The organism is Furfurilactobacillus curtus (genome assembly GCF_054657915.1).
The window spans coordinates 68646-93266 of the sequence record NZ_BAAHXU010000001.1 but is presented as its reverse complement, the minus strand read 5'-3'; the positions used below and the strand labels follow the sequence as shown (position 1 = coordinate 93266).

Genomic DNA, 24621 nt, shown 5'->3' with positions numbered 1-24621 from the left:
CCACCTTCTTTCTGAATACTTCGTCAAGCTCGAACCACCAGTCTAGGCTGTTTTGACTAAATGTAAAGTAAAACGCTCATCGTCGTCAGCATTGGGCTGGTGGCAATGAGCGTTTTACTTTTTCAAGATGAAATCGGCACTATTCACCATAATTCGTACTAATATCACCAAACTTGTCGACGATTCTAAAATTAACGTTATCGTTATCTTTCAGCAGTTTTGCTACGGGGCACTGGTTCAATGCATCAGCCAAAATTGACTGCGCATCCACTTCGTTCGCATTTGGAAACATAACTTGAGCAGCCACGATGAATTTGTAGCCTAACGTGTCTTTCAAAATATCGACTTGGGTTAAAACCTCCGTATCTTGAGCCAAGCCACGTTGCTGTTCAACTAATCGCAACGTCGCATTAAAACAAGTACTCAAGGCAAAACCAACAAATTGTTCCGGGTTGGCCCCCGCTGCCTTGATCAATGAGCTACTAACTCCGATCGATAATCCTTCATTCCCCTCCACAAAGCTCTGACCAACTAGTCCATTTTCATTTACGACGCGGGTATGATATAAAGAACCTTCAACTGCCATCTGTCTGACCTCCATTTGTGTGTTCAACATGAAAGAACAACAATCACCTATCCGCTACTGTAAGGGCTTTCATAATTAAACACAACCATTTTTACTCGCAACTTTGGTCAAGCCCTTAAATTTGCTTTTCTAACATTAGTTGGCAATTACATTGGTAATAACAATAAGCCGTTTAATCATTGTTATTTAATTTGCTCGTAATCATTTAACACGATTTAATTGTGGAAAAACGTCCGCTTCAGGGACCAGTTGTTTATAATGATGGTAGATTACATACGCAAAATCACTTTTTTGCTGATAAAGGAGCCCTATCGTGTCAACTCAGATTCTTTCAATTATTGTCCCTTGCTACAACGAAGAAGCTAGTATCCCGCTATTTTATCCAGCGGTCGAAAAGATATTTGCTCAACTTAAGCAGCAACACCCGACATTTCAACCAGAGTACTGGTTTATCAACGATGGCTCGACTGACAAGTCATTACCAGAACTACGCAACTTGCAACAAAACGACCCTCAACACGTCCATTATGTTTCTTTTTCCCGCAACTTTGGTAAAGAGGCTGCCTTATATGCCGGCCTACAACATGCCAGTGGTGATTATGTTGCAGTTATGGATGTCGATTTACAGGATCCACCAGAACTCCTACTGCAAATGGTGGATGGCATTCTCGATGACGGCTATGATATTGTCGGTGCTCGACGCGTGGACCGGCAAGGTGAACCGCCGATACGCTCTTTTTTTAGCAACATGTTTTACCGGCTCATTAATCGCATCTCGCAAACCCATATTGTCAATGGTGCGCGAGATTATCGCTTAATGACGCGACAAGTGGTTAACGCGATCTTATCCATGGCAGAAGTCAATCGTTTCTCCAAGGGAATTTTCAGTTGGGTTGGCTTCAACACCAAGTATTTAGAGTTTGAAAATCAAGATCGCGTCGCCGGTGATACTCACTGGTCGTTCTTTCAGCTATTTAGCTACTCACTTGAAGGAATCGTGGACTTTTCTGAGGCACCATTATCGATTGCCTCTTTTACAGGCATGGTTTCATTTTTACTGGCAATCGTTGCCATTATCTTTATTGTCGTCCGGGCGCTCTTCTTTGGCGGTTCCGTCGCCGGCTGGCCATCGATGGTCAGCATTATGCTACTCATCGGCGGAATTCAACTTTTCTGTTTAGGTATTTTGGGCCGCTATGTCGGGCGACTCTATCTAGAAAGTAAACATCGCCCGATTTACATCGTTAAAGAAGAAAAATAAACGGGCACTAAAGGAAATTTATGCAATGATGAATCGCTACGGACAAAAACGCTTTTACTATGATCTAGGATCGTTCCTGCTACCAATGGTAGTGGTGAGCATTGTTTTTGCTTGCTTAGGAATTGCTCCCTTTGGCTCCCATAATTTACTCATCAGCGATATGGGGACCCAATATGTTGCTTGGTTGACGCAATTTCGACATGTGATCACAACCGGCCAATTTTCTTTCTATTCTTTTAGCCTATCCTTAGGTGATAACGCTTTTCCATTAGTTGCTTATTACATGTTAAGCCCCTTTAACCTGATTCTTTTCTTTTTCCCGGCGAGTCAGGTCCCGCTGGCGGTTACGTATATCATCCTCCTTAAAATCGGCAGTATCGGCTTGAGTACCGCTTATTATCTGCGGCGAGTCTACCACAATACGAATTGGTCAAACTTACTCTTTTCCAGCATATTTGCTTTGAGTGGCTTTGTGGCAACCTATTTTTATGACATCATGTGGCTCGATGCTTTGATTCTACTGCCGTTGGTGACACTAGGCCTACGATCACTTGTGGCTGGTCGCGATTCACGGCTGTACTTTTTTGCGTTATGGGCCACCATTATCACCAACTATTATCTTGGTTATATGACCTGCCTTTTTTCGCTCTGTTTCTTCATCTATTTGCAATTTGATCAGACACCACGTCGTATCACCTGGCGACTTTATTGGCAAACACATCGGCGTTTGATTGGTCACTATCTAACGATCTCTATTTTAAGTGGCCTGAGCTCGCTGGTGGTGCTTTACCCCACGCTATTGGGTATGTTGAGAACGAGCAAACAAAGCCTGTCGGTCAAGGCATTCTTACCGCTCCCTCAGTTTGGCCCCGAAGCACTGGCACAACTTGGCATGAACGCTGCTGACTACCCGGCACGGTTAGAACATGATCCAAGCATCTACTTAGGCAGTTTGGCAATCCTTTTATGTCTCGGCTTTTTTACGGCAAAAAATATTGGTCGGCGACATAAGTGGGCGTTAGGTGGTTTACTTGCAACACTGGCGATTAGTATGTTTATCACTTTGTTCAATACCATCTGGCACATGATGCAACAACCTAATGGATTCCCATTTCGAAATGCGTACTTTTTCAGTTTCATCGTGTTATTGTGTGCTTATGAAAGTTGGCAAGCCCATACATTTACCGATCAGCGCCACTTATTTCGGAATTTAATCATCGGATTAAGTCTACTAGCGATCGGGTACATCACGGCAATCATCGCGCAACCCATCGTGCGACGAAGCGACGCACTCGCTAGTTATTACGTTAGTCCCATCTATTGGCTGATTAGTAGCCTAGGGTTGATTTTCGCCTGGTGGCTTTTAAAACGACAATCTCACGGTAAACGGTGGCTGGTCGTCCTTAGTTTAACGGCACTAACGTTACTTGAATTAGGAGCTAACTTTTATTTTGGCTTAGCCCCTGCCAAGTTGGGTAATCAAGCCCGCTACCAACGTAACTTTGCAATTGAACAGCGCTATTTCAAAAAAATTCAACAGACAAACGCTTTTTACCGGGTGGATAATCAGAACTCATTATTGAACGCTGCTTATGGCGAAGTTTATAACAACTACAATGATCCACTATTGTTTAACAGCTATGGTATTGACCTATACAGTTCCACCCTCAACGAGTCTACACGCCTTACCTTACAACGCTTAGGATTCTATAGTAAAAATGAACGACGGATTAGCTCAGCTGGTAGTACAGAATTAACCAACACCTTATTTGCGGTTCGCTATTTGTTGAGTATGACTCCGCACGACTACGATCTGATTACATTGCCAAACGCTTTACCGTTAGGATTTGCGGCTAACCAGTCTTTATTAAACGTAACTTTGAAGCCACACGAAGCCTTGTCGAATCAAAATCACTTGTGGCAGGGTATCACTGGTCGTAAAACAGACTACTTCCGCTCAGTCGAGGTGCAACAAACCACGGTAAAACAAGCGGTCGATCATTACAATTATACCTTCACGTTGCGGCCCCAAACCAGCGGCCCTATTTATATGTACTTGCCCCATGTTCCCGTCGATAGCGCCAATATTCGCGTCAATCAGACAAAAAAGCAAACCAAGCTAAGTGTTTCCTCTGAAGCGGTATTATCGTTAGGTCGATTCCGCAAGGGACAATCATTTCAATTGAAAGTAAGTTCTAAACACCTAATCAGCCATCCGGAACGTTGGGTGAAGACATTAGATGCTGATAAATTTTCGACTTCTGTTGAACAGCTTCATCGTCATACCCTTCAACTAACGCCGCATTGGCGACCAGATCGATTGCATGGCACAATTGACATGCCGAAAGATAAGCCACTTTTGTTCCTGAGCATTCCGTATGATCCTGGTTGGCAAGTCAGCGTAGATGGTCGGCAACAACCGATTCAACGGGTTGCTCATAATTTAAGCGCGGTGACACTTGCGCCTGGTCATCATAAAATCCGTTTGACCTATGTCACTCCCGGATTCAGAGCGGGTTTAGTGATTAGTTTACTTGCCTTTATCACGTACGCCGGCTTGTTCTGGTGGGATCAGCGTCACCGAAAATATAATGCAAAAACCACTAAACAGCCCTAAGTACTTGCTAGATGTCGCTCAAATAGAACCCGATTAATAAAAATACCGCTCATTCGATTCATTAAGGAATCGAATGAGCGGCCTTTTTATTAGGGACCAGTTAATCATTCATTAACGAGCCGTCAAATAAGTATAAGTGTTGTCTTCGTTTTGTTTAAAGGTGAACTCGTGATCCTGATGATCGTTGGCTCGCCATTTTGACACTTCATAATGCGTCGTATCAGACAATTGCAGGCGATTGACGACAGCTTCAACTAAATATTGGTCATCATCAAAAGAACCACGAAGAATTTTCTTTAAATCGGTTAAGAATGCTGCTGTATTTGTAATCATGTGACCTATGTCCTTTCAATCAATGGCATAAGGATACAGATTGTCTGCTAAGTTGTCCACCAACTGGTATCGGTTTTGTGAAAAATTAATACGCAAATGAATGAGAACAAATCATCGCATTTGAAACGCAATCTGACTAGAATGGTAGCCATGGTGAAACAAATTTCGCGTGAAAGGAAGTCTTGCTATGCAGACGTCTACCCCACCATCCCGGCCCATCTATGAATCACTCATCACTGGGGTGCTACTCGCTGGTGTTGGCGGTTATCTTGACGCTTATACGTATATTTTCCATGGTGAAGTCTTTTCAAGTCTTCAATCTGGGAACGTTATCTTACTAGGGCTTAATCTCGCCGATGGCCATTTAACCAAGGCTTTGGCCTACATTGTGCCAATTTTGTGTTTTGTAATCGGTGCCGGGTTAGCTAATGTCATTGAGCAATTATTTCATCGCCCAGGTGCCATTATCTGGCAAGAGCTCAGCATTATTGCTGAATTAACTGGCGTATTCTTAATCGATCTGTTTTTGCCATTTTTACCCAGTCTTGCCGTCACCAGTGGCTTATCCCTATTTGCAGCCTTCCAGGTTCACACTTTCCGAGTTCTAAACAATCACCCCTACAATACAACGATGACCACAGGGAACTTGCGCACGGTTGGCGCCTCCTTGCTCAACTTACTCATTGGACACGGTGACCGCGCCACTAGCCGTTTGCTATTACGTGATAGCTTTTGGGTGGCCGCCAGCTTTGGAATTGGTGCGTTCATCTCTACAGTCATGACCAGAGCCATCGGCGTACAGTCACTATTAGGAGTTGTGATTATCTTACTAATCGTTCTCGGACTGATGATTTGGGATCAGCATCATGGTCACTAATTTTACCAGTCAAAAATAACGCTACTAACTGATGTCTTGGATGACACGGGCTAGTAACGTTTATTTTTTTAGAATACTTTCATATCACTGTAACGAGTTGGCAAATTATTGAAGTCGTACGTTGCTAAACCATTCGCAATCTTATCACCGGTAAACATCGCGGTTAATGACCGCGCCAGCATCAAATTCAATTCATTTTCAGGATTAAATTGCACCATCACCACCGGAATGTGCCACGCCCAGGCGGCCCCGATTTCAAAAATGGTACCGGCATCTGGTTCTGGATTGCCATCTTCGTGTTTATAATCCAAAATGGCAACCACCACATCGGCCCGTTTAACCTGACGCGTATCACTGGCGAATACCGCATCTTGCCACTTAAAGGAACCAAACGGCAACGATTCTTCTTGATGCTCTTGAGGAATAAAAATATCATCGCCAGCGATCGTTGGATTCTGCCGCAATACCGCCACCACTGTTTCAAGGCGGGCTTTTTGCTCGTCAGAGAAAAATGGACTCGCTAAGTAAACCTTATTTCGATACATCGAGATAACCTCACTTCTTTAGGATAGGTTAAGTATACCGAAAATCAGAGAAGATTTCTGACGGAAAAAGACTGTTAACTTATTTATCTCAGCCCAAGCGCCACTATAAAGTTCACTGATGATAATAAACATCGTCACTTGAAGTAGACTGAATGCCGCCAACAATCAACCGATCTTTAGACGAGTCTGAATGATCACCAGCCGATAGCTGAACACCTTTAGGAACGATGGCTAATGGTTGAAACGGTGACGTTTTGATATTGGGATCAAATGAGCCCATCGAACCATTCATGTAACCATCGCTAACCGATCCGCTAGCAATCACGGTTGGGTAACCATCGTGATCTTGTCCGCTCACGACGGCTCCTTTGTCAAAGGTAGCACTTGATCCAGCTGGTTTAGTCGCTACTTGATCAGTCACGACAATCGTTTGACCAGCAGTGTTTTTCCAAGTACCGACTAGGCTGGCGAAATTATTAGCGCCAATTTGTGATAAATCAATCGCTGATTGTCCCGCTGTCTTGTCAGTCGGTTGCTGACTTGAAGCAGCTTGGCTTGAGCTGTCAGATTGCTTAGTTGTCGGCTTTGTCGAATGCTTTCCGTTGACTGCTTGAGCAAAAACTTGAGTATACGAATTATTACTCGTCCAAACAACAATTAAATTTTTGGTATTTTTACCTTTACTATCGGCTTGATACTGACTCGTTGTGCCAACGGGATAAAAGGTTACCGACCAGTTGATCGGAACATTTTGATCTGCCAATGTCCCAGTAAGTACATTATTGTTAGTTTTAAAAATCACTTGGTGTTGTTCATCTTGATCAAACAGAATATCGCCCTGCAGCAAAGGTTTACCATTGTTTGAAATGACATGGTTAGAAATCGTCAGTGTATCCGTTAATGACTGTTTACCCCCACTGATGCGTTCATTATCCGTTGTCGAAATTTCTGTCCAAGTTCCTTTAAGGCTCTTATAATTGCCTGCCTTGATTTGTGCTAGGTCCATTGTCACTTTAGGCGTTGCAGCCTTCTTCATTGTCTTTTTTGAACTTGTTGGCTGGGACGGATTGCTTGCCTTCTGATGGCCCTGTCCACAGGCTGACAGGGTCAATAAGGTGAGTAGTCCTACCATTCCGATTACTATTTTTTTCATTTTGAAGCTCCTACATTTAGTCAATTAGTCTTGCTACTTGTCAGCTTTTTTGCTATAAACAGTCCCATTTGGAAAATCGATCAAATGATCGCTATTTCCAGTTAAAACAAACGATTTTTTATCTTTCGATAATCGGGCAACCGCAACCTTGCCGGCATTTGATTCGATGGTTAATTTGTCTTTATCAATTTTGTAAGTTCCGGCTATATGGCTGGTTTCCGTACTGGTTTTATGAAGACCCTTTTTACCTGACATGCCATAATTTGGATTAGGGCCTTCATCGACGAATTTCTCACTAAACTTCCCACCCGAGAAAGTCCACGATTCAGTGGTTTTGACATCAAAGATTCCTTTTTCACTATACTCATACGTCCCACTAAGATGCTTCGGTAACGCCAGAACAATCACAAAAATCACCACTACAATGGCGGCAACCACGCCAACCAACCATCGACTCGTGATTTTTCGTCCTGTCTTCTGGCTAACCATGTCGGCTAACTGATCTGCTTGCTGCTTGAAATTGTTCAACGCACCATTACTTTTTGACTTATCGTTTTTTCCTTCTGACATTTGTAAATTGTCTCCTTATTTGTTTTAACCATTGCTTAGCGACAAATAATCGTTTTCGACACAAAACAATCCCATATCAAACTGACTTGTGACATGGGATTGTCCACGCTTATACTACTTATCTTCGCGTATTCATCGCGGTAAATACGTTTGCAATGGCCGACGTTTTTGCCGCACTATTTGTTGATTTAGATACCGCTAAGTTTTCTTGTTGAATCGCCAATTGATCATGTTGAAAATCTTGAGTTTCTGCCACATTAAAAGCTTCTTGTAAAGTAGTCGCTCGATTTTCTTGCACTAAATGAATTAGGCGATCGATTGTCCAATAACTATAAAATTTTTGAGGAAAATCTTGCATGCCTTTTTGATAATCTGGTTGTTGCTCTTCGTTGGCTAAATTTCTCGTAGCCTCACGCAATGTTGTGTTGATTCGTTTGCCATCCCGAAAACGAAAATAACAAACAACGCCAACGAAAATCACCCAAATCAAAAACATCTCACCGCTCGTAAAAGTAACCAATGCAATAAGCAATGAAACAATCAGCATCGTTCTAAATCGTTTCTTAACTCTGTTAAGATCCTTTTGGGCAGACGCTACATCTGCTCGGGCATTCTGAACTGCAGACGTCAAGTTCTTTTTTTGCACCAAAAAGGCGATAATTTCTTCCTTGCTCATCTTATTTATCCCCCGTCTAAATTAGGTTCGAGTTAGTATCACCAACTAACTAATATCGTGCGTGCTTACTCATAGTTGACCGTTTACGGTCAACTATGAGTAAGCCAAACAAGCTCATCATTTCAGCAACAAATACGGCTAAAATGGACTTAGATTCTTTATTCGAAACATTAGTGTGTGGGAGGCCACGTTTAACGTCCGGGTTAAGCAACTGTCGACTATTTAAATTTTCAATTTGTTTCTTAGCAGGAGAAATCATTGAAATCGCTTTACTATAGCCTTTTGAAGGTGTTTCCACCCTTGATAAATCAGTAGTCGACGATGTTTGGCTCAATGAATTCATCGCTAACGTCGTTTGTTTATCAGGCTCAGGCTTATTATCGTGATCATCCGTCGTCATAATATCAAGTTGTTGATTCATCGTCGCCCGTTGCTGTAGCTTTTCTAACTTAGCTTGCGCAGCAGCCAAGACTTGTCGAGCACTTTCTAATTGAATTTGTAATTGTTGCTGTGCAACATCGGTGGTATTAGCAGCCTTTTGGGCTGTCATTAGTGATGCAGTTGCCTGATCATAAGCGACCTGCGCCTTAATTACATCTTTTTTAACATTTGCTAAATTAGTGGAAGCATCGGTTAGCGCCGTCAGCTGTTCCTGATCGTTTCCTAACATCCTCATTGCGTCTTGCAAAGCCTGCTGATCATGATCCAGTTTTGTTTCAGCAGTAGTCAACTTGGATTGCATTTGATCCAATAGTGTTTGCTTAGATGACAAAGCTTTTGCTGCGTTTTGCTGTTCCGATTGAGCCAACGTTAATGCATTTTTAGCCGAAGTTAACACAGCCAACTTATCTGTTACATTGGTACTTAAATCGTTAACAGCATCTTGAGCTGTCTCAACCTCACCGCTAACTTGAGTAACCACTTCATTTGCAGTATTCAAAATAGTGATGGCTTTATTCTGATCTAATTTAGCTTTTTGCAATTGCTGTTGAGCAGAGTTTAAAGCTGCTTCCGCCGCAGAAGCAGCAGTTTTGGCTTCTGCTAACTTTGCAGTTGCACTATCAACTAATGTCTGCTTTTCGTTAACAGTATTTGTTAATGCCGTAAGATCAACTGACGATTCTTTTAATGGCGGAATAGGAATTTGAGTTGTATCAAAGTTTGGATTGTCCAAAGGAATAGACTGATTTGGTAAAATTTCAAAATGCAGGGCCAGATCCGTGAAACTATCACCATCAGAATAATGTCCTATCCATTGACTGAAGGAAGTGCCAAAACTTTGCGAAAAACCCTCCTTCACAGCCAACGATGATTGCCCAATGCCAAGAACTGACAGTGAATGTCCCCAATTAGAAATAGCATCGCTAAATAACATTCCCACGACATTGTTGTAAATCGCAGATTTAAAATCTGCTAATGTTAAATTCCATTTACTACCTACAGTGAATCCTGCGCCCATGTCCTCCCCATAACCATTTATTCCGCTAGCCTGGGCCGTACGAATAAGGGCATCAAAATCATGCCCACTTGTTAACCAATCCCAGTTATCTGCCTCGTAAGCACGAGCAACATCTTGAGCATATTTTACTGAGCCCTGTGACACAACGACCCCAAGAATTCCTGCTTGGCTTCGAATTGAATTAATCAGTGCAGCTGCGTACGTGGAAAGCGTAATGAGAACATCTTTTGTTAGATCAGTCTCATTATCAATGTGAACAGTTTCATCTACAGGAGAAGGAACGAAATTAGAAACAAAAGAGCTTGCCAACTTCTGCGCAGCACTTGACACATTTTTTAATAGTGACTCGTACTCATCATCATCGATAGCGCCTCTATGTAAATTTGCGTTATATAGAGCACTCAAGGCATCTATATAATCACTATTAATCTTGATTGAACCGTCACTCCCATTTTGTCCTTGTGCCGCTGACAGTTGCTCCTGTGCTTCCGACAACGCTTCGTTGGCAGCAGAGGCAACATTATTGGCCTCATCAACAGACTGATTCGTTGACTTGACACTGTTTTCGGCTAAGTTCACATCATCAGTAGCTGCACTGACAGCTCCCGTTGCCTCATCCACAGTGGCCTTTGCGGATGAGGCTGCGGATTGTGCTGAAGTGAGCTTCTGCTGAGCTGCAAGTAAGTTTGTAGCGGCAGAAGTACCATCATCATTTTTCAGAGCTGACTGCGCTTGATCAACATTTGTCTGTGCCTCCGCCACTGATTGCTTAACTTCATTAGAGCGTTCTTGGGCACCAGCTACTTCAGATTGAGCAGTAGCAACATTATTTTTGTAATCACTGACAATGATTTGATCAGTTGAAACTTGACTACTCAATGACTGATTGATTGCAGTTTGACTACTGAGTGCAGCGTTAGCGGAACTGATCGCACTCGGAGTTGCCATATCAGCCATGCTAAGCGCGCTACTCTCAGAAGCTTTAGCCTGGTCTAAGTTATCTTTAGAAACCGCTTGGACTGAAGCTGCCTCAGTCAACGTCGAAGCAGCACTTGCTGCCATCTGACTGGCAATAACAGAATTATTTGTAATGACGTCAACTGCACTTTGGGCCGAAGTAGCGTCTTGTTTTGCAGTTGTTAATGTATCGGTTTGCACAGTATTAGCCGTAACGGAAACAGTAGCAGCGTGAATCGGTGACAAATTAATACTTGTCAAACTGACACCGGCTAGGATTGCTGTGGATAGAAGAAATACGTGCTGACTCGCTCGTTTTATCATTATTATTGCTCCTCGTATGCGTGAGTCTAATAAACCACCCAATTTGATTTTCGACACTTATCTGACTTGATATTCAAAATTCAGTCAAAAACATAAATACCATTTATTCTGGTATTTAATACACCTTATGGTAGTAAAATTAGACAAAAGTGTCAATATTTTATGTATTAAATACAGGATTTTTACGTACATGCTTTTGCTACCCTGTACCGAGGGTGATGCAATGCCAATTGATTATTTTGGTGAAAGAATGAAAGCAGTACGAAAATCAAAACGCTTAACTCAGTTAGATCTTGCAAAACGTCTTAACGTTAGCAAAGGAACAGTCTCTAGTTATGAACAAGGACTGTCTTATCCAACACTGGAGACTTTTGTTAAACTTTGCACGATTCTAGATACATCTTCTGATTACTTATTAGGAATATCTGACAATCTACCATTTAAGATGGGTGGTTTAACTGACGCACAAATGGAGAGTGTCCTACAGTTTATATCGGTTATTGAACAAGCAAACGACATTATTGAAAATCAAAATAGGCAAACTGGCGACTAATTAGTCTAAAACAGTAATCTTGCCTGTCACCATTAACATCTAAACCTCAATTTGCATAACTACATTTTTGGAACCACAAATCATCAAATTTGAATGGCTCTGTACTTTCTGGTGTTGGTAAAAACCAACATCATTTTTTGTTTTCGTCAAGTAGCGTTGATAATAATTTTTAGAAGAGTTTGGAATACTGACGGGCAAACTTACGTTGTTTTTTTTGCTCAGTGTCATTACATATCACCACACCCCTATCATTTGTTGGACAAAAAAAACGCCCAACTCACGAGCGTTAATCATTTAATCTCGAGTTCCTTGCAAAATTGCCATAATACCTGAATCCTTAATATATTCATAATGAACGCACATATCATATAAGTGCTTACCAGTCCGTCTCATCAAGTCAACTTCATAGAATTCTCGGTCGCCAGTTGAAATACCATTGGTTACGTCCGACACATCGACACGGTTTTTACCAAACTCCTTATTGATCTTATTTATCAGTGATTGAAATTTTTCAATGCTTTCTATATCAATACTCTCATGCGGATTTTCTCCACTAGGATATTCAGTTACATCAATTCGATACATATTTATTCACACCCTTTCACGCCCAATTGTACCTTCGGATTTCTTATCCTGCTTGTGCCAAGTTCTAATTTAGGCCTGTTAAGACGTCGCTCATCAGAACTAGGCTGAATCGGTTTTCTTATGCTGTTTGCATAACCGGCCAATGATTTCAGCTTCTCGCCTCGTCATATAGCTGAATCCTATCTTACCCATTGTTCATTTAACACAAATCATCGATGTGCATTCGAATTTGTACATAGAGATCCACTGCTCGAAGCTGTTTACGCATCAAATCACGGTGATTATACTTCACGTTAAGTGCGTGTAACTCCTTAATTAGCTCTTCTTAAATGTTCCTCATAACGATGCCTCAACTTTCGAATTTTTGATATGTAAAAGCCACCGAGTAGTCGTCAGGCTCGGTGGTGGAGGTCGAATATGATTAACTGCACATTGGGCTTCCTAACCCCCTACTGGTTAAGTTTAAAGCGCACTCTATGTGGACAAAATAACTACGTCCCAAGGGACGTAGTTCTGCTAGCCAACCTCGCTTTAATTGCTGTTTCAACCATTTTTCCGAAGATACCATACTCATCCACAAAATTCCGCTGTTGCGGTGTTATATTCTTTTGTTTCAAAGTACCTCATCTACTATCCAATTTTTCTGAGATTAATCGTATTTCAACTACCCAAATAACAGAATGATTGAGGAGCAACCGAAAGAGACTCATCAAAATCGGTCAAGGACATTGGTTTTTTATAAGAGAAAAAATCTCCAATTTCTATGGCAACAGCAACCTTATGGTTTTCATAATACTCATCAAAAAAGGTTTTGCTTACACCTGCTCCATCTTTTGTAGCATCCCATATCATTTCCGGTTTGTCAGCCAAAACATTTTTTACTGTAAACTCCCCAACAACTTTTCCGAGTGGTCTTGTAGCGTATACCACGATCGTTTGAACCGGTTGCTTAAATTGTATTTTACGGAACTCAAATCTCTTTTCTCCATCTTTTATTCGGCTGACAAATTCTGGTTTAATCGATAATAAAGCTTTCATTGAGTCTCCCCTCTCGCAACACATTTGAAAATACGGCATTATCTAACGCCATAAATCCTGGATAACCATTTCGATCTAAACCACAGATTTCAATTAGGTCATGCCTATTTACCCTATGCTTAAGAGCAACATCGTACTGAAATCTAAGAATAATTGGATACCTCCGATTCTGCCAAAAATCACGAAGCTCCGTTTCTGAGAAAATTGACTGCTTAGTAACATACGCTTTAAAAGCTTCAAAAGATGTAAATTCGCTAATATCCCTATTATCGGTGACTGTACATACTGAAGTTGCAACAGAAGTATACTCAGCACTTCCGCCATTTGCGGTTCTATAAATAATCAATTTATCTCCAGAACAAGCATTTCGCACTTCTCTCATGTTAGTCAGGTAGGTTTTTTCGATCGAATTTGTTTCCGATACATCTTCAGTTTTAAAAGCACCTTCATTATTTAGGCGAGATTCTGGAAATAATGCAGTATGAAACTTCGGTAAAATGGAAAGAAGATACTTTGTTCCAAGCAAATTAAAGCGTGGAAAGTTTTTTGATATAGTTTCCATTACAGCTAAGTCCCTAACCAGCACTGTTTCTCCCGTGTCACGTCTAACACCATATTGTCTAAAACCGTAGCGCGTAAATAAGTCTTTTAAATACTCCAAATTATCATACATAGTAACGTAACAAGCATCATAATTCCCTTCAATAAAGCGATGTAAAAGAAATGAAATCAATCTATTTCCAAGAACAGTACCATGAGATTCAACCTTAAAGGTTCCAACCTTCAGCCTCTTTTTATAGGTCGAGATATCTGGATCAATAGTATCGTCATCACCTTCCTCGGTTTTTAAATACAAAAACGCAATAAGCTTGTCCCCATCAAATACAGTGAGAGCTTTCTCATTAGCTTTACTTTTTTTCAGAAACCATTCGTTGAATCCCCTATATCTCACACGCAAATCATCAAAAAATGAATCGTTCACGTTGATTTCTGAAAATTTCTTTTCACCTAGAACATCGTTTGCCATTTCATTATTCCCCGCTTACTTTTATTCATTCACTCTTATTAAACAATAAAATTAACACTGTTACAATAACGTTGCAGCGCTCCCATGAATGAATAGAACTGGCAAAGGGGTGAAATGCTGTGCTGGTTTTCACCTTAACTATGTCACGTTATCACTATACATCGGTTCAAGTCCGTTTTTTGTCCGCTCTTTATCCGCTAAAAGTCCACTTTTTTATAGACGTGAAGGTCATACTCGGAACTATACTTGTCAAACACAGCAGCAAACTTTACTAATGCATTCGTTTTTAGCTTGTTGTAACGAGTGTGTTCAACATTCATCTTAGACTGGACATCAAAGTCTGCCACATCATACAGATAACATGCCATAAGAATTTTTTGCTTGGTCGCTTACAACTGTCAATTGACCATACAACTTCGTCATACACAGCCTGTGCAACTAATTGCCGACTAATGCTTTCTTCTGCGGTATTGCGAAAACTAGGTAATTTAGGCATGTCATCACTTACCGGCGATTTTAGCGCGGTCAAGTCCTCATTTACATACCGCCGAAACCACTAAAAATATTTGCTGAATAATTGACGAACATCAGCAGTGATCTGCTTTCGGTCAATGTCTGGAAGTAGTGTTTCGATATAGATTGCCAAATTATCGCCCTCCAAAATGCTGCTATACTGAGATTGATAAGATTTTAGTGAGCAAGCTGGCCAGCTTGGTAGCAAATTTCTCCTCAAAAAAGGAAAAATTGATATGGCAGATTGGACAACACAATTAGTAGTTGAGAACAAAACTAATCAGGACCTCTTACTAAGCGATCATTACATTTGCCCTAAAAATCGCGTAGATGGTTCCCAGAAATTATTCGAGTTGGTCAAAAGGCCGCCTACAAGGTTATTTCACCAAATGGACGTCATGCACTGGTTAGGCCATAAACATGTTCAGATGACAGAAGAGTACACCCGTGGAACAGAGGCTGGCATGTTGCATGTTATGGACGGAATCAAGCGATACATCTGGGAGAAAATGCTTTAAAATAAATCTCCCAGATTTTCTCCCAAAAATCGGTACTAAAATATACGAAACTATCAAATTTGAGAATAGCTAGACAATCGAAAAACAGCCATTATCTAAGGATAGTTACCCACAGATAATGGCTGTTTATTTTACATTCTATTCGTACTCAATCGTTGCCGGTGGCTTGCCTGTAATATCATACAGGACGCGGTTCACCCCTGGTACTTCATTGACAATGCGAGCTGATACCTTACCAAGCACCGTCCAAGGAACTTCAGCAAATTCGGCGGTCATGCCGTCGACACTGGTGACGGCTCGAATCACGATGGCTTCGTCGTACGTCCGTCCATCGCCCATCACGCCGACACTTTGAATGCCAGGTAAAGCGGTGAAATATTGCCAAACAGTCTCATCCAAGCCAGCAGCGGCAAATTCAGCACGCAAAATCGCATCTGATTCGCGTACCAGTGTCAACTTGGCTGGGGTGACTGCGCCGAGCACCCGAATTGCTAATCCTGGACCTGGGAACGGTTGCCGCCACACGAGTTCATGAGGCATACCGAGCTCTTCGCCAAGCTTACGCACTTCATCTTTAAACAGCTTATTTAACGGTTCAATCAGTTTAAAGTGCAGGTCTTCTGGAAGACCACCGACATTATGATGGGATTTAATCGTCTGCGCGGTATCCGTACCGGATTCAATCACATCCGTGTACAACGTGCCTTGGGCAAGGAAGTCGACCCCATCTAACTTGCGGGCTTCGTCACTGAAGACCTCAATAAATTCCTTACCGATAATCTTTCGTTTGGTTTCAGGATCCGTTACCCCGGCTAGTTTTCCTAAGAAACGATCACTGGCATCAACTGCGACGATATTCACACCAAACTTGCCTTGTAGACTATCGAGCACTTGCTGGGCTTCATCTTTACGTAACAAACCATGATCAACAAACACGGCGGTTAATTGGTCGCCGATTGCTTGGTGCAACAATACAGCGACCACACTGGAATCTACCCCACCAGATAAGCCTAATAAGACCTTCTTATCCCCGACCGTTTGCTTAATCTCGGCCAATTGCATATCGATGAAATCACTCATCGTCCAGTTAGCGGTGGCGCCAGCAATGTCAAAGACAAAGTGGCGTAAAATGTCGTTGCCGTGTTCAGTCAGACGTACCTCCGGATGAAATTGAAGTCCGTAAAAACCCCGCGCGACATTTTGCATCGCTGCCACTGGTGAATTAGCGCTACTGCCAATTTTTTCAAAACCATCGGGCAGTTGTTTAACGTAATCACCATGGCTCATCAACACCTGCTGATCAGCAGCCATCCCCTTGAAAAGTGGCGACTGTTGATCATCGATATGCATGGTGGATTGACCATAGTCCCCGTTATCCTCAGCTGGCACCACTTGGCCACCAGGCAGGTCTTTAGCCATTAACTGCATGCCGTAACAGATCCCTAGAATCGGTAGGCCTAATTCATAGATGGCTGGGTCAACCGTCAACGCGTCTTTTGCATAAACACTGTTGGGACCACCGGAAAAAATAATCGCTTTAACGCCCATCTGTTTAATTTGAGTTGGCGTCATCGTGTGCGGTTTCAATTCAGAATAAACACCAAATTCGCGAATTCGTCGAGTAATCAACTGATTGTACTGACTGCCAAAGTCTAATACAACTACCCGATCAAATTTTGTTTGATCCATTGTTTGCATGGGTTCTCCTCATTAATCGTCAGTTAGTTATTAAGCCCGCTTGTAATTTGGTGCAACTTTCGTGATCTGTACATCGTGAGGATGAGACTCGATCAACCCAGCATTCGTGATTTGTACAAACTGCGCATGATCAATTAAATCATCCACAGTATGCGCACCGGTATAACCCATTCCTGAGCGCAGGCCACCAATCATTTGGAACAAAACATCGGCAACTGGGCCTTTGTAACTCGTCCGGCCTTCAATACCTTCTGGAACCAACTTCTTTTCTTCTTTAACGCCACTTTGGAAGTACCGGTCAGAAGAACCATGTTCCATCGCGGCCAAGGAACCCATACCACGATACGTTTTATACTTTTTGCCGTCATCACCAGTGAAAATTTCACCAGGTGCTTCATCAGTTCCCGCTAGCATACTGCCCAGCATCACAGCGTTTCCTCCAGCCGCTAAAGCTTTAACAATATCACCAGAATACTTAATACCACCATCGGCAATGATTTGTTTGCCATATTCAGCGGCAACTTGCGCGGCATCAAAAATCGCCGTGATTTGCGGTACCCCAACGCCAGCAACCACTCGCGTTGTACAGATTGAACCGGGGCCGATTCCGACTTTGACTACATCCACGCCAGCTTCAAACAATGCCCGGGTCCCATCGGCCGTTGCCACATTCCCCGCAATTAACGTCCGGTCCGGATATTGTTCACGGATCTCAGCAATCTTATCGAGCACGCCTTTAGAATGACCATGCGCGGTATCGATAATAATCGCGTCGGCACCAGCTTGAAACAAACTTTCAGCTCGTTCAAACGTGTCAGCGGTAACTCCGACCGCCGCCGCAACTAATAATTGGCCTTTTTCATCAACGGCCGCATCAGGCGTCGCCGTCAGATCAACCATTGCTGCTTTAACTTGACCAACTTCTTTAGCTTGATCCTCAATACTCATATTTTTATGGATGACCCCCAGGCCACCTTGTTGGGCCATAACTGTTGCCAATCGTGCTTCAGTCACCGTGTCCATACTGGCACTTAAGATGGGAATGTTCAGCTTTAAATTACGTCCCAATTGCGTTTGCAGCTTAACTTGATTAGGTAGCACGTCACTAGCTGCAGGGATCAGCAGCACATCATCAAAAGTTAAACCTTGTTTAGCGAACTTGTTATTCCAGTTGGTCATGGTGATCAGTTCCTCCTATATATAACGTCATGCCAGTCACGTTACAATTGTGGTTACTTAGCAATCAACAACTCAAAATAAATTGTTACTAATTTAGCAGGTTTGCCTAACTGACGTCAATAGCCAGACCCGAACGATAAATTATATTTCACTGTGAATCATTTGCCGGTCAATAAACGCTCGCAAAACAAAAAAAGATCACCACCAAATTCGGTAGTGATCTCTAAATTCATTTAGATGAGGTTACTTCAAAGCCTTGGCAGCTTCTTTAACCAATGAATTGAACGCACGAGTGTCGTTGACTGCCAAGTCAGCTAACATCTTACGGTTCATTTCAATGTTGGCAACTTTCAAACCGTGCATGAACGTGCTGTAGCTCATGTCGTTTTGACGAGCTGCTGCGTTAATCCGAGCAATCCATAACTTACGGAAGTTACGCTTAGTCGCTTTCCGGTCGCGGTAAGCATACTGCCATGACTTCCAAACCTGTTGTTTGGCAACCTTAAATTGAATATGCTTAGGACCACGATAGCCCTTAGCTAATTTGATCATCTTACGGCGACGTTGCCGAGTAACAGTTCCACCTTTAACACGCATAATTGTTTCCTCCAATAATTGACCAAGCCTGGTCAGATTCTAGTGTTGATAATTACTTGGTCAATAACAACTTCTTGTAAGTCTTAACCGTTGTTGCATCCATCATCTTGGTACCACGTAATTGACGACGTTGTTTTTTGGTCTTACCGTGGAAACGGTGACTCGTGTAAGCGTTGCCGCTAATGAAACCGCCCTTTGCGGATTGTTTGAACCGCTTGGCAACGGCACGGTTAGTCTTTTGCTTTGGCATAAGAATGTCCTCCTCTAAACAGGAGTGTTAAGTTCATGAGCAGCTCAACACTCACTTTCCTAAATATAAATTAACTTACTTTTCTGGTTTTGGTGACAGAACCAAGAACATGCTCCGACCATCCATTTTGGCGTGTTGTTGAACATCAGCGATTTCCTTAGTGGCAGCCGCCATTTTATTCAAAACATCACGTCCAATTTCCTTATGCGTAATTGCCCGACCTCGGAACCGAATCGAAACACGAACTTTGTTACCCTTTTGTAGGAACTTTTCCGCATTTTTCAGTTTCGTATTGAAGTCGTTTTCGTCAATCGTTGGACTGAGCCGAATTTCTTTCATTTCGACCGTCTTCTGATTCTTACGAGCTTCACGCTGCTTCTTTTGTTGCTCGAAGCGGTACTTCCCATAATCCATGATTCTGGCAACTGGTGGCTTCGCTTTTGCGGCTACCAGCACCAAATCCAAGTTTGCATCATCGGCAAGCTGTTGGGCCTCGCTGGTTGGCTTAACACCAAGCTGGTCACCGTTAGCGGCAATCAACCGAACCTCGCGGGCACGGATTGCGTTATTTACCAAAGTATCTTGAGCTATGGTATTCACCTCCATAAATTCTTAGCGAATCAACAATGAAGAGATTTAACAGAAAAATGGCGGGTGATTAAAATCACCCGCCGTCCGCACTAGGTCGCCCTAATCCGGTTCAACTCATCTTTAGCCTGGCAACCATGTCACCGAGGCGAGAAGCGGGTGCTTCTGCTTTTCTCAACAGTTAAATATAATACAGGACCATCTATCGGATGTCAAGCACCCCGGTTAAGTGATTGACTTGGGTCACTCCGCTTCCTCATTCGGTTTCAATTCGCCACTCACTTTTTCACTGGCCGCGTCTTGAGGTAACACTAGATTAAGCACAATTCCTAAAATAGTCGCAAAGGCCAAGCCGGTAAATTGAAAATTACCAAGTTGTAGATAGGCATTACCAATACCGATGACCATCACCGATGACGCAATCATTAAATTACGTTTCTTACCCAAATCAATGTGGTTGTTGATCAGCACAGAAATTCCGCTGGTGGCGATTGTCCCAAACAATAAGAAGCTGATTCCACCAATAACTGGTAGTGGCATTGCCATAATAAGAACATTCAGTTTGTTCACAAAGGCAAAGATAATTGCGAAGACAGCTGCGCCCATCAGGACATACACACTGTGCACTTTAGTGATGGCCATAACACCAATATTTTCCCCATAACTGGTAACAGCTGGGCCGCCGACTAACCCGGCGACTACTGATGCTGCACCGTCTCCCGCTAATGTGCGATTTAAACCAGGGTCCTTAAAGAAATTGCGGTGTGTCAAATTGTCTAACACCATAATGTGCCCCATGTGTTCCGTCATCGTCACAAAGGCAATTGGCGCAATTGTCACAATCGCCCCCCATTCTAGATGAAAGTGATAGGTCAACCCCGGCACTTGAAAATCTGGTAATTTAAACCATGGCGCCACGGCAATCGCATGCAAATCAACAATCCCCGCAAAAATACTGATAATGTAACCCGAGACAATCGCTAACAATACGGGGATCAAGCCCCAAAATCCTTTGAATAACATGTTGAAGAAAATGGCCAATAACAGCGTCGCCATAGCAATGCCAAAATACATCAGATTGTAATGTCCATTTTTCATCATCGCATCGGTCGCCGCGCTGCCAGCTAGCGATAAACCGATGACCATCACAATCGGTCCCACCACGATCGGTGGTAACACCCGATCAACCCAGCCAGATCCGATCATGCCAATTAAACCAGCAACAATTAAATACACTAACCCGACTGCAACTACGCCTTGACCAATGCCAGGATAGCCAGTCGTTTTCATCAAAGCTAACATTGGTGTGATAAAAGCGAAGCTAGAACCCATATAGGCTGGAATCTTACGTTGGGTGATCATGATGTGTAAAAGCGTCCCAACCCCTGAGGAAAAGAGCGCAATGCTGGGGCTCAATCCAACCAATAAGGGCACAATTACTGTCGAACCAAACATGGAGAACATGTGCTGAAGTGACAATCCGATCCAGGGCCAAAATTTGGGCCGATCGTGGATATCAAGGACTGCCTCATCATCATGGTACATCTGCTGTTGCATAGGAAACCCCTTTCTAAAAACACAAGGATTGAACCCGCCGTCTGAAAGGTTGCCGGCCAAAAAGAAAACCACTTACCGAGTAGGCAAGTGGTTTCGAGACGTTTACCTATTTATAATAGTTAAACGTTAGCCGATCCCTTACTAGCCTCACAGGACTACGTTAAAGGTTCATATTTGATTGTTAATAGCATAATGAATTGATTAGCTAGCGTCAAGTGTTTTTTCAGAACGTGAGCCGTCGGTGTAGCCCGCCGCCGCGTTTGTTAAAAATTTGATCGCTGGAAAATCAATACGCTACTCGCGAGAGTAACTGGCTAAATCGTCCAAAATCGTGGACAGGAAGTCCTGCCGACTTTGACTAACCGAGTTATCTTGACCATAGCGACGAACAGAGACTGATTCATCAGCTTTTTCCTTCTCGCCTACCACCAACGTGTAAGGAATCTTGTGCGTTTGCGCATCACGAATCTTAAAGTTCATCTTTTCGTTGCGATCGTCGACCGTTGCTCGAATACCTGCTGCTGCAAATTGTTTCCGCAAACTCTGCGCATAATCACCTTGGTGATCATCACTGACAGGAATAATGGAAACTTGGTGCGGTGCTAACCAGGTTGGGAAGGCCCCTTTATAAATTTCCGTCAAGTATGCCGTGAAGCGTTCCATGGTAGAAACTAATCCACGATGGATCATCACTGGGCGATGTTCTTCACCATCGGCGCCAACGTAGTGCAAGTCGAATCGTTCAGGCAACATGAAGTCTAGTTGAATCGTTGATAACGTTTCTTCATTACCGAGGGCGGTCTTCGTTTGTACATCTAATTTTGGCCCATAGAAAGCTGCTTCCCCTTCAGCCTCAACATAGTCTAGTCCGAGGTCATCCATGGCCCCCTTCAACATTGTCTGGGCTTTTTCCCACATTTGATCATCAGCATAGTACTTTTCCGTGTTTTCTGGGTCACGATAGCTTAAACGGAATGAGTAATCCTTAATATCAAAGTCTGCGTAAACTTCAACCATCAAGTTCAGAATTTTCTTAAATTCATCTTGAATTTGATCTGGCGCCACAAACGTGTGTCCATCATTTAACGTCATTTCACGAACCCGTTGTAAACCAGACAAGGCCCCAGATTTTTCGTAACGATGCATCATACCCAATTCTGCAATCCGTAGTGGTAACTCACGGTAAGAACGAATGTGGTGTTTGTACACTTGAATATGACTCGGACAATTCATTGGTCGCAATTCTAACAGTTCACCGTCACCCATATCCATTGGTGGGAACATGTCCTCGCGGTAGTGGTCCCAGTGACCAGATGTCTTATAAGCATCTAAGTTCATCAGAACTGGCGTATAAACGTGCTCGTAGCCGTGTTCCAATTCTTTATCGATGATGTAGCGTTCAATTGTCCGTCGAATCGTGGCACCATTTGGCATCCAGTAAGGTAAACCGGCACCCACCTTAGGATCAACGAAAAACAAGTCCAAATCATTGCCGATAACCCGATGATCACGGTCATGCGCTTCTTGACGACGAACGTCATCAGCGTCTAGTGAAGCTTGGTCAAAGAATGCCGTTCCATAAACTCGTTGTAGCATTGGGTTAGATGATTTGCCCTCCCAATAAGCGCCGGCAACTGATAACAGCTTAAAGATTTTAACGGCACCAGTGGCTGACATCTGGACCCCGTCACTCAAATCAACAAAATCACCTTGGTGGTAAACCACGACTTGGTTCTCATTTTTAGCAGCTGCCGCTTCAACCAGTTGCGTTTGATAAGGATCACCCTCAACCAACGCTAAGGCGTCAGCTTTGCTCAAGACTTCCCGTTTAATGGGTAAGTTGGCCTTCACCAACTCACGCATCTTCGCTTCCACCGTAGCCAAATCATCGGAGCTAACTTGTTGTGCTGGATTATCCGTATCAAAGAAGAAACCATCTTCATTGGCTTCACCGACCCCAAAGTGCATGTCAGGATACAATTGATGCAGCGCGTTAGCTAAAATTTGGGAGGCTGTGTGCCGTAAAACAACCAGCGCCTCAGGTGCATCTTTGGTGACAATTTCTAACTTGCCATCCGTCATCAATGGCGCTTTATAGTCGACCAGTTCACCATTCAGTTTGCCGGCAACAGCTTTTTTCGCCAAACTTACACTGATCGATTTGGCAATCTCTTCGGTCGTAATTCCCGCCTCAAAAGATTTTATTGCGCCATCTGGAAACGTAATCTTAATTTCTGCCATTTCGTGCACTCCCCTTTAGTCGTAAAAATCCAAAAAAAAATCCCTAACCGCAATTGCAGTTAGGGACGTCATTAACGTTGTGCCACCCAAAATTCACAACCCCGATTGTATCAAACAATCACAAAGGCTGCCTCTCATGACCAATAACGCGGTCAATCGGTCCGGCTTTGGGTCACCGGTCGCTTGAGTCAGGAGTAACGAACGAGCCCGATTAGAACTGTTGCAGCAATCAGTTCCTCTCTGCGAATCGGCAACCCATTAATCATATCTGACTGGAATGACATTATGGTAAACCACCGTTGCCAACTCTGTCAATGGCAATTTCAGACTTGGTGATTAGGCTAATGTTACACTACCACGATTGCATCGAAACATTGCTTAAGCACAATCGTTGATAGACTGGGAACGTTTAAAAAAACTGACTGGTGACTCATGCCTTGGCAAATTAGATTTTAAAAGTAAACCTTGGCTTTGCCTTTTGTCTCAATCGCTTGATAACGGATCGACGTAAATTAAAATCAAAAAAACACCCACCAATACAAGAAGTATCAGTAGGTGTACCTATTTGTCTTATCTCGTAAAACGTTAAATAGTGACTCAATGCTGTTCCAAGTCACTGAGAGTGCGATGCTTTATTTCACATCGCTTGACTAAGCATAACACACAAACGTGTTAAAACCTAATCGATTTAAAAATTACGCTTTAACAACGTTAGTAGCTTGTGGGCCACGGTCGCTGTCTTCAACATCAAAGGTAACGTGTTGGCCTTCATCCAACGTCTTGAAGCCGTCGCCTTGGATTGCTGAGAAGTGAACGAACACATCATCGCCACTTTCACGAGTGATGAAGCCAAAACCCTTGTCGCCGTTAAACCATTTAACTGTACCTTGTTCCATAAGAATGAAACCTCCTGCGCATT

General features: G+C 42.9%; 23 protein-coding genes and 1 other annotated feature. Of the genes, 5 read left to right on the top strand and 18 right to left on the bottom strand.

The genetic code is table 11. The features are described 5' to 3' along the window. Window positions 1-139: 139 nt before the first annotated feature. Window positions 140-586, bottom strand: coding sequence for an OsmC family protein (locus ACYQ0Y_RS00580; protein ID WP_407882043.1), 447 nt, complete (start codon window positions 584-586; stop codon window positions 140-142). A gap of 313 nt (window positions 587-899) precedes the next feature. Between ACYQ0Y_RS00580 and ACYQ0Y_RS00575 the strand changes: the two genes are divergently transcribed. Beyond that, window positions 900-1847, top strand: a complete 948-nt coding sequence (locus tag ACYQ0Y_RS00575) for a glycosyltransferase (RefSeq protein ID WP_407882041.1) — start codon at window positions 900-902, stop codon at window positions 1845-1847. A 25-nt stretch (window positions 1848-1872) separates the two neighbouring features. Beyond that, complete coding sequence (locus tag ACYQ0Y_RS00570) at window positions 1873-4464, top strand: YfhO family protein (protein WP_407882039.1); 2592 nt, start codon at window positions 1873-1875, stop codon at window positions 4462-4464. 111 nt (window positions 4465-4575) lie between these two features. Here the strand turns inward: ACYQ0Y_RS00570 and ACYQ0Y_RS00565 are convergent, their stop codons facing one another. Then, window positions 4576-4797: a hypothetical protein gene (locus tag ACYQ0Y_RS00565; RefSeq protein ID WP_407882038.1), complete on the bottom strand. Its 222-nt coding sequence runs from the start codon at window positions 4795-4797 to the stop codon at window positions 4576-4578. Between the two features lie 187 nt (window positions 4798-4984). Here ACYQ0Y_RS00565 and ACYQ0Y_RS00560 point away from each other — a divergent pair, with 187 nt between their 5' ends. Continuing rightward, window positions 4985-5674: a YoaK family protein gene (locus ACYQ0Y_RS00560; protein ID WP_407882036.1), complete on the top strand. Its 690-nt coding sequence runs from the start codon at window positions 4985-4987 to the stop codon at window positions 5672-5674. A 68-nt stretch (window positions 5675-5742) separates the two neighbouring features. Here ACYQ0Y_RS00560 and ACYQ0Y_RS00555 read toward each other — a convergent pair whose 3' ends face one another. The 5 genes from ACYQ0Y_RS00555 to ACYQ0Y_RS00535 form a co-directional block, all read right to left on the bottom strand. Next, window positions 5743-6219: a nucleoside 2-deoxyribosyltransferase gene (locus tag ACYQ0Y_RS00555; protein ID WP_407882035.1), complete on the bottom strand. Its 477-nt coding sequence runs from the start codon at window positions 6217-6219 to the stop codon at window positions 5743-5745. A gap of 112 nt (window positions 6220-6331) precedes the next feature. Continuing rightward, window positions 6332-7372: a DUF6287 domain-containing protein gene (locus ACYQ0Y_RS00550; protein ID WP_407882033.1), complete on the bottom strand. Its 1041-nt coding sequence runs from the start codon at window positions 7370-7372 to the stop codon at window positions 6332-6334. 33 nt (window positions 7373-7405) lie between these two features. After that, window positions 7406-7942: a hypothetical protein gene (locus tag ACYQ0Y_RS00545; RefSeq protein WP_407882032.1), complete on the bottom strand. Its 537-nt coding sequence runs from the start codon at window positions 7940-7942 to the stop codon at window positions 7406-7408. A 118-nt stretch (window positions 7943-8060) separates the two neighbouring features. Further along, entirely contained in the window at window positions 8061-8618 is a 558-nt protein-coding gene (locus tag ACYQ0Y_RS00540; protein ID WP_407882030.1) for a hypothetical protein, read from the bottom strand. A gap of 49 nt (window positions 8619-8667) precedes the next feature. Then, a complete protein-coding gene (locus ACYQ0Y_RS00535; RefSeq protein WP_407882028.1) occupies window positions 8668-11358 on the bottom strand; it encodes an SEC10/PgrA surface exclusion domain-containing protein in 2691 nt (896 codons plus the stop codon). 223 nt (window positions 11359-11581) lie between these two features. On the opposite strand from ACYQ0Y_RS00535, the gene ACYQ0Y_RS00530 reads away from it, so the two are divergent. After that, window positions 11582-11911, top strand: coding sequence for a helix-turn-helix domain-containing protein (locus ACYQ0Y_RS00530; protein ID WP_407882026.1), 330 nt, complete (start codon window positions 11582-11584; stop codon window positions 11909-11911). Window positions 11912-12205: 294 nt separating this feature from the next. Here ACYQ0Y_RS00530 and ACYQ0Y_RS00525 read toward each other — a convergent pair whose 3' ends face one another. The 3 genes from ACYQ0Y_RS00525 to ACYQ0Y_RS00515 form a co-directional block, all read right to left on the bottom strand. Further along, entirely contained in the window at window positions 12206-12496 is a 291-nt protein-coding gene (locus tag ACYQ0Y_RS00525) for a hypothetical protein (RefSeq protein WP_407882025.1), read from the bottom strand. 660 nt (window positions 12497-13156) lie between these two features. After that, window positions 13157-13534 carry an ASCH domain-containing protein gene (locus tag ACYQ0Y_RS00520; RefSeq protein ID WP_407882023.1) on the bottom strand — a complete coding sequence of 126 codons (378 nt, stop codon included), beginning with the start codon at window positions 13532-13534 and terminating at the stop codon, window positions 13157-13159. Next, window positions 13512-14561, bottom strand: coding sequence for a hypothetical protein (locus ACYQ0Y_RS00515; protein WP_407882021.1), 1050 nt, complete (start codon window positions 14559-14561; stop codon window positions 13512-13514). The genes ACYQ0Y_RS00520 and ACYQ0Y_RS00515 overlap by 23 nt, the downstream gene beginning before the upstream one ends. 749 nt (window positions 14562-15310) lie before the next feature. On the opposite strand from ACYQ0Y_RS00515, the gene ACYQ0Y_RS00510 reads away from it, so the two are divergent. After that, entirely contained in the window at window positions 15311-15592 is a 282-nt protein-coding gene (locus tag ACYQ0Y_RS00510) for a hypothetical protein (RefSeq protein ID WP_407882019.1), read from the top strand. 138 nt (window positions 15593-15730) lie between these two features. On the opposite strand, the gene guaA is transcribed toward ACYQ0Y_RS00510, so the two are convergent. From guaA to ACYQ0Y_RS00470, 8 genes are all read right to left on the bottom strand, one after another. Further along, the gene (guaA, locus tag ACYQ0Y_RS00505) at window positions 15731-17290 is read right to left on the bottom strand and encodes a glutamine-hydrolyzing GMP synthase (RefSeq protein ID WP_407882018.1); all 1560 of its coding nucleotides are present in this window, start codon (window positions 17288-17290) and stop codon (window positions 15731-15733) included. Window positions 17291-17320: 30 nt separating this feature from the next. Beyond that, entirely contained in the window at window positions 17321-18469 is a 1149-nt protein-coding gene (gene guaB / locus ACYQ0Y_RS00500; RefSeq protein WP_407882016.1) for an IMP dehydrogenase, read from the bottom strand. A 243-nt stretch (window positions 18470-18712) separates the two neighbouring features. Next, entirely contained in the window at window positions 18713-19069 is a 357-nt protein-coding gene (gene rplT, locus ACYQ0Y_RS00495; RefSeq protein WP_407882566.1) for a 50S ribosomal protein L20, read from the bottom strand. Between the two features lie 49 nt (window positions 19070-19118). Further along, complete coding sequence (gene rpmI, locus ACYQ0Y_RS00490) at window positions 19119-19316, bottom strand: 50S ribosomal protein L35 (RefSeq protein WP_407882015.1); 198 nt, start codon at window positions 19314-19316, stop codon at window positions 19119-19121. Window positions 19317-19391: 75 nt separating this feature from the next. Further along, window positions 19392-19922, bottom strand: coding sequence for a translation initiation factor IF-3 (gene infC, locus ACYQ0Y_RS00485; RefSeq protein WP_407882013.1), 531 nt, complete (start codon window positions 19920-19922; stop codon window positions 19392-19394). Window positions 19923-19952: 30 nt separating this feature from the next. Further along, window positions 19953-20081 (bottom strand) — a sequence feature (ribosomal protein L20 leader region). A 66-nt stretch (window positions 20082-20147) separates the two neighbouring features. Continuing rightward, a complete protein-coding gene (locus ACYQ0Y_RS00480) occupies window positions 20148-21461 on the bottom strand; it encodes a uracil-xanthine permease family protein (protein ID WP_407882012.1) in 1314 nt (437 codons plus the stop codon). A gap of 294 nt (window positions 21462-21755) precedes the next feature. Then, on the bottom strand, window positions 21756-23702 hold the full coding sequence (gene thrS, locus ACYQ0Y_RS00475; RefSeq protein WP_407882011.1) for a threonine--tRNA ligase: 1947 nt from the start codon (window positions 23700-23702) through the stop codon (window positions 21756-21758). A 695-nt stretch (window positions 23703-24397) separates the two neighbouring features. Further along, window positions 24398-24598, bottom strand: a complete 201-nt coding sequence (locus tag ACYQ0Y_RS00470) for a cold-shock protein (RefSeq protein ID WP_407882010.1) — start codon at window positions 24596-24598, stop codon at window positions 24398-24400. Window positions 24599-24621 lie beyond the last annotated feature (23 nt).

Bases quoted from the DNA above. Each gene is read 5' to 3' on its own strand.
- ACYQ0Y_RS00550 (WP_407882033.1), bottom strand. From the start codon at position 7,372: ATGAAAAAAATAGTAATCGGAATGGTAGGACTACTCACCTTATTGACC.
- ACYQ0Y_RS00565 (WP_407882038.1), bottom strand. From the start codon at position 4,797: ATGATTACAAATACAGCAGCATTCTTAACCGATTTAAAGAAAATTCTT.
- ACYQ0Y_RS00530 (WP_407882026.1), top strand. From the start codon at position 11,582: ATGCCAATTGATTATTTTGGTGAAAGAATGAAAGCAGTACGAAAATCA.
- infC (WP_407882013.1), bottom strand. From the start codon at position 19,922: ATGGAGGTGAATACCATAGCTCAAGATACTTTGGTAAATAACGCAATC.
- thrS (WP_407882011.1), bottom strand. From the start codon at position 23,702: ATGGCAGAAATTAAGATTACGTTTCCAGATGGCGCAATAAAATCTTTT.
- ACYQ0Y_RS00480 (WP_407882012.1), bottom strand. From the start codon at position 21,461: ATGCAACAGCAGATGTACCATGATGATGAGGCAGTCCTTGATATCCAC.
- ACYQ0Y_RS00540 (WP_407882030.1), bottom strand. From the start codon at position 8,618: ATGAGCAAGGAAGAAATTATCGCCTTTTTGGTGCAAAAAAAGAACTTG.
- rpmI (WP_407882015.1), bottom strand. From the start codon at position 19,316: ATGCCAAAGCAAAAGACTAACCGTGCCGTTGCCAAGCGGTTCAAACAA.
- ACYQ0Y_RS00510 (WP_407882019.1), top strand. From the start codon at position 15,311: ATGGCAGATTGGACAACACAATTAGTAGTTGAGAACAAAACTAATCAG.
- guaA (WP_407882018.1), bottom strand. From the start codon at position 17,290: ATGCAAACAATGGATCAAACAAAATTTGATCGGGTAGTTGTATTAGAC.
- guaB (WP_407882016.1), bottom strand. From the start codon at position 18,469: ATGACCAACTGGAATAACAAGTTCGCTAAACAAGGTTTAACTTTTGAT.
- ACYQ0Y_RS00560 (WP_407882036.1), top strand. From the start codon at position 4,985: ATGCAGACGTCTACCCCACCATCCCGGCCCATCTATGAATCACTCATC.
- ACYQ0Y_RS00580 (WP_407882043.1), bottom strand. From the start codon at position 586: ATGGCAGTTGAAGGTTCTTTATATCATACCCGCGTCGTAAATGAAAAT.
- ACYQ0Y_RS00555 (WP_407882035.1), bottom strand. From the start codon at position 6,219: ATGTATCGAAATAAGGTTTACTTAGCGAGTCCATTTTTCTCTGACGAG.
- ACYQ0Y_RS00570 (WP_407882039.1), top strand. From the start codon at position 1,873: ATGATGAATCGCTACGGACAAAAACGCTTTTACTATGATCTAGGATCG.
- ACYQ0Y_RS00520 (WP_407882023.1), bottom strand. From the start codon at position 13,534: ATGAAAGCTTTATTATCGATTAAACCAGAATTTGTCAGCCGAATAAAA.
- ACYQ0Y_RS00525 (WP_407882025.1), bottom strand. From the start codon at position 12,496: ATGTATCGAATTGATGTAACTGAATATCCTAGTGGAGAAAATCCGCAT.
- ACYQ0Y_RS00470 (WP_407882010.1), bottom strand. From the start codon at position 24,598: ATGGAACAAGGTACAGTTAAATGGTTTAACGGCGACAAGGGTTTTGGC.
- ACYQ0Y_RS00515 (WP_407882021.1), bottom strand. From the start codon at position 14,561: ATGGCAAACGATGTTCTAGGTGAAAAGAAATTTTCAGAAATCAACGTG.
- ACYQ0Y_RS00535 (WP_407882028.1), bottom strand. From the start codon at position 11,358: ATGATAAAACGAGCGAGTCAGCACGTATTTCTTCTATCCACAGCAATC.
- ACYQ0Y_RS00545 (WP_407882032.1), bottom strand. From the start codon at position 7,942: ATGTCAGAAGGAAAAAACGATAAGTCAAAAAGTAATGGTGCGTTGAAC.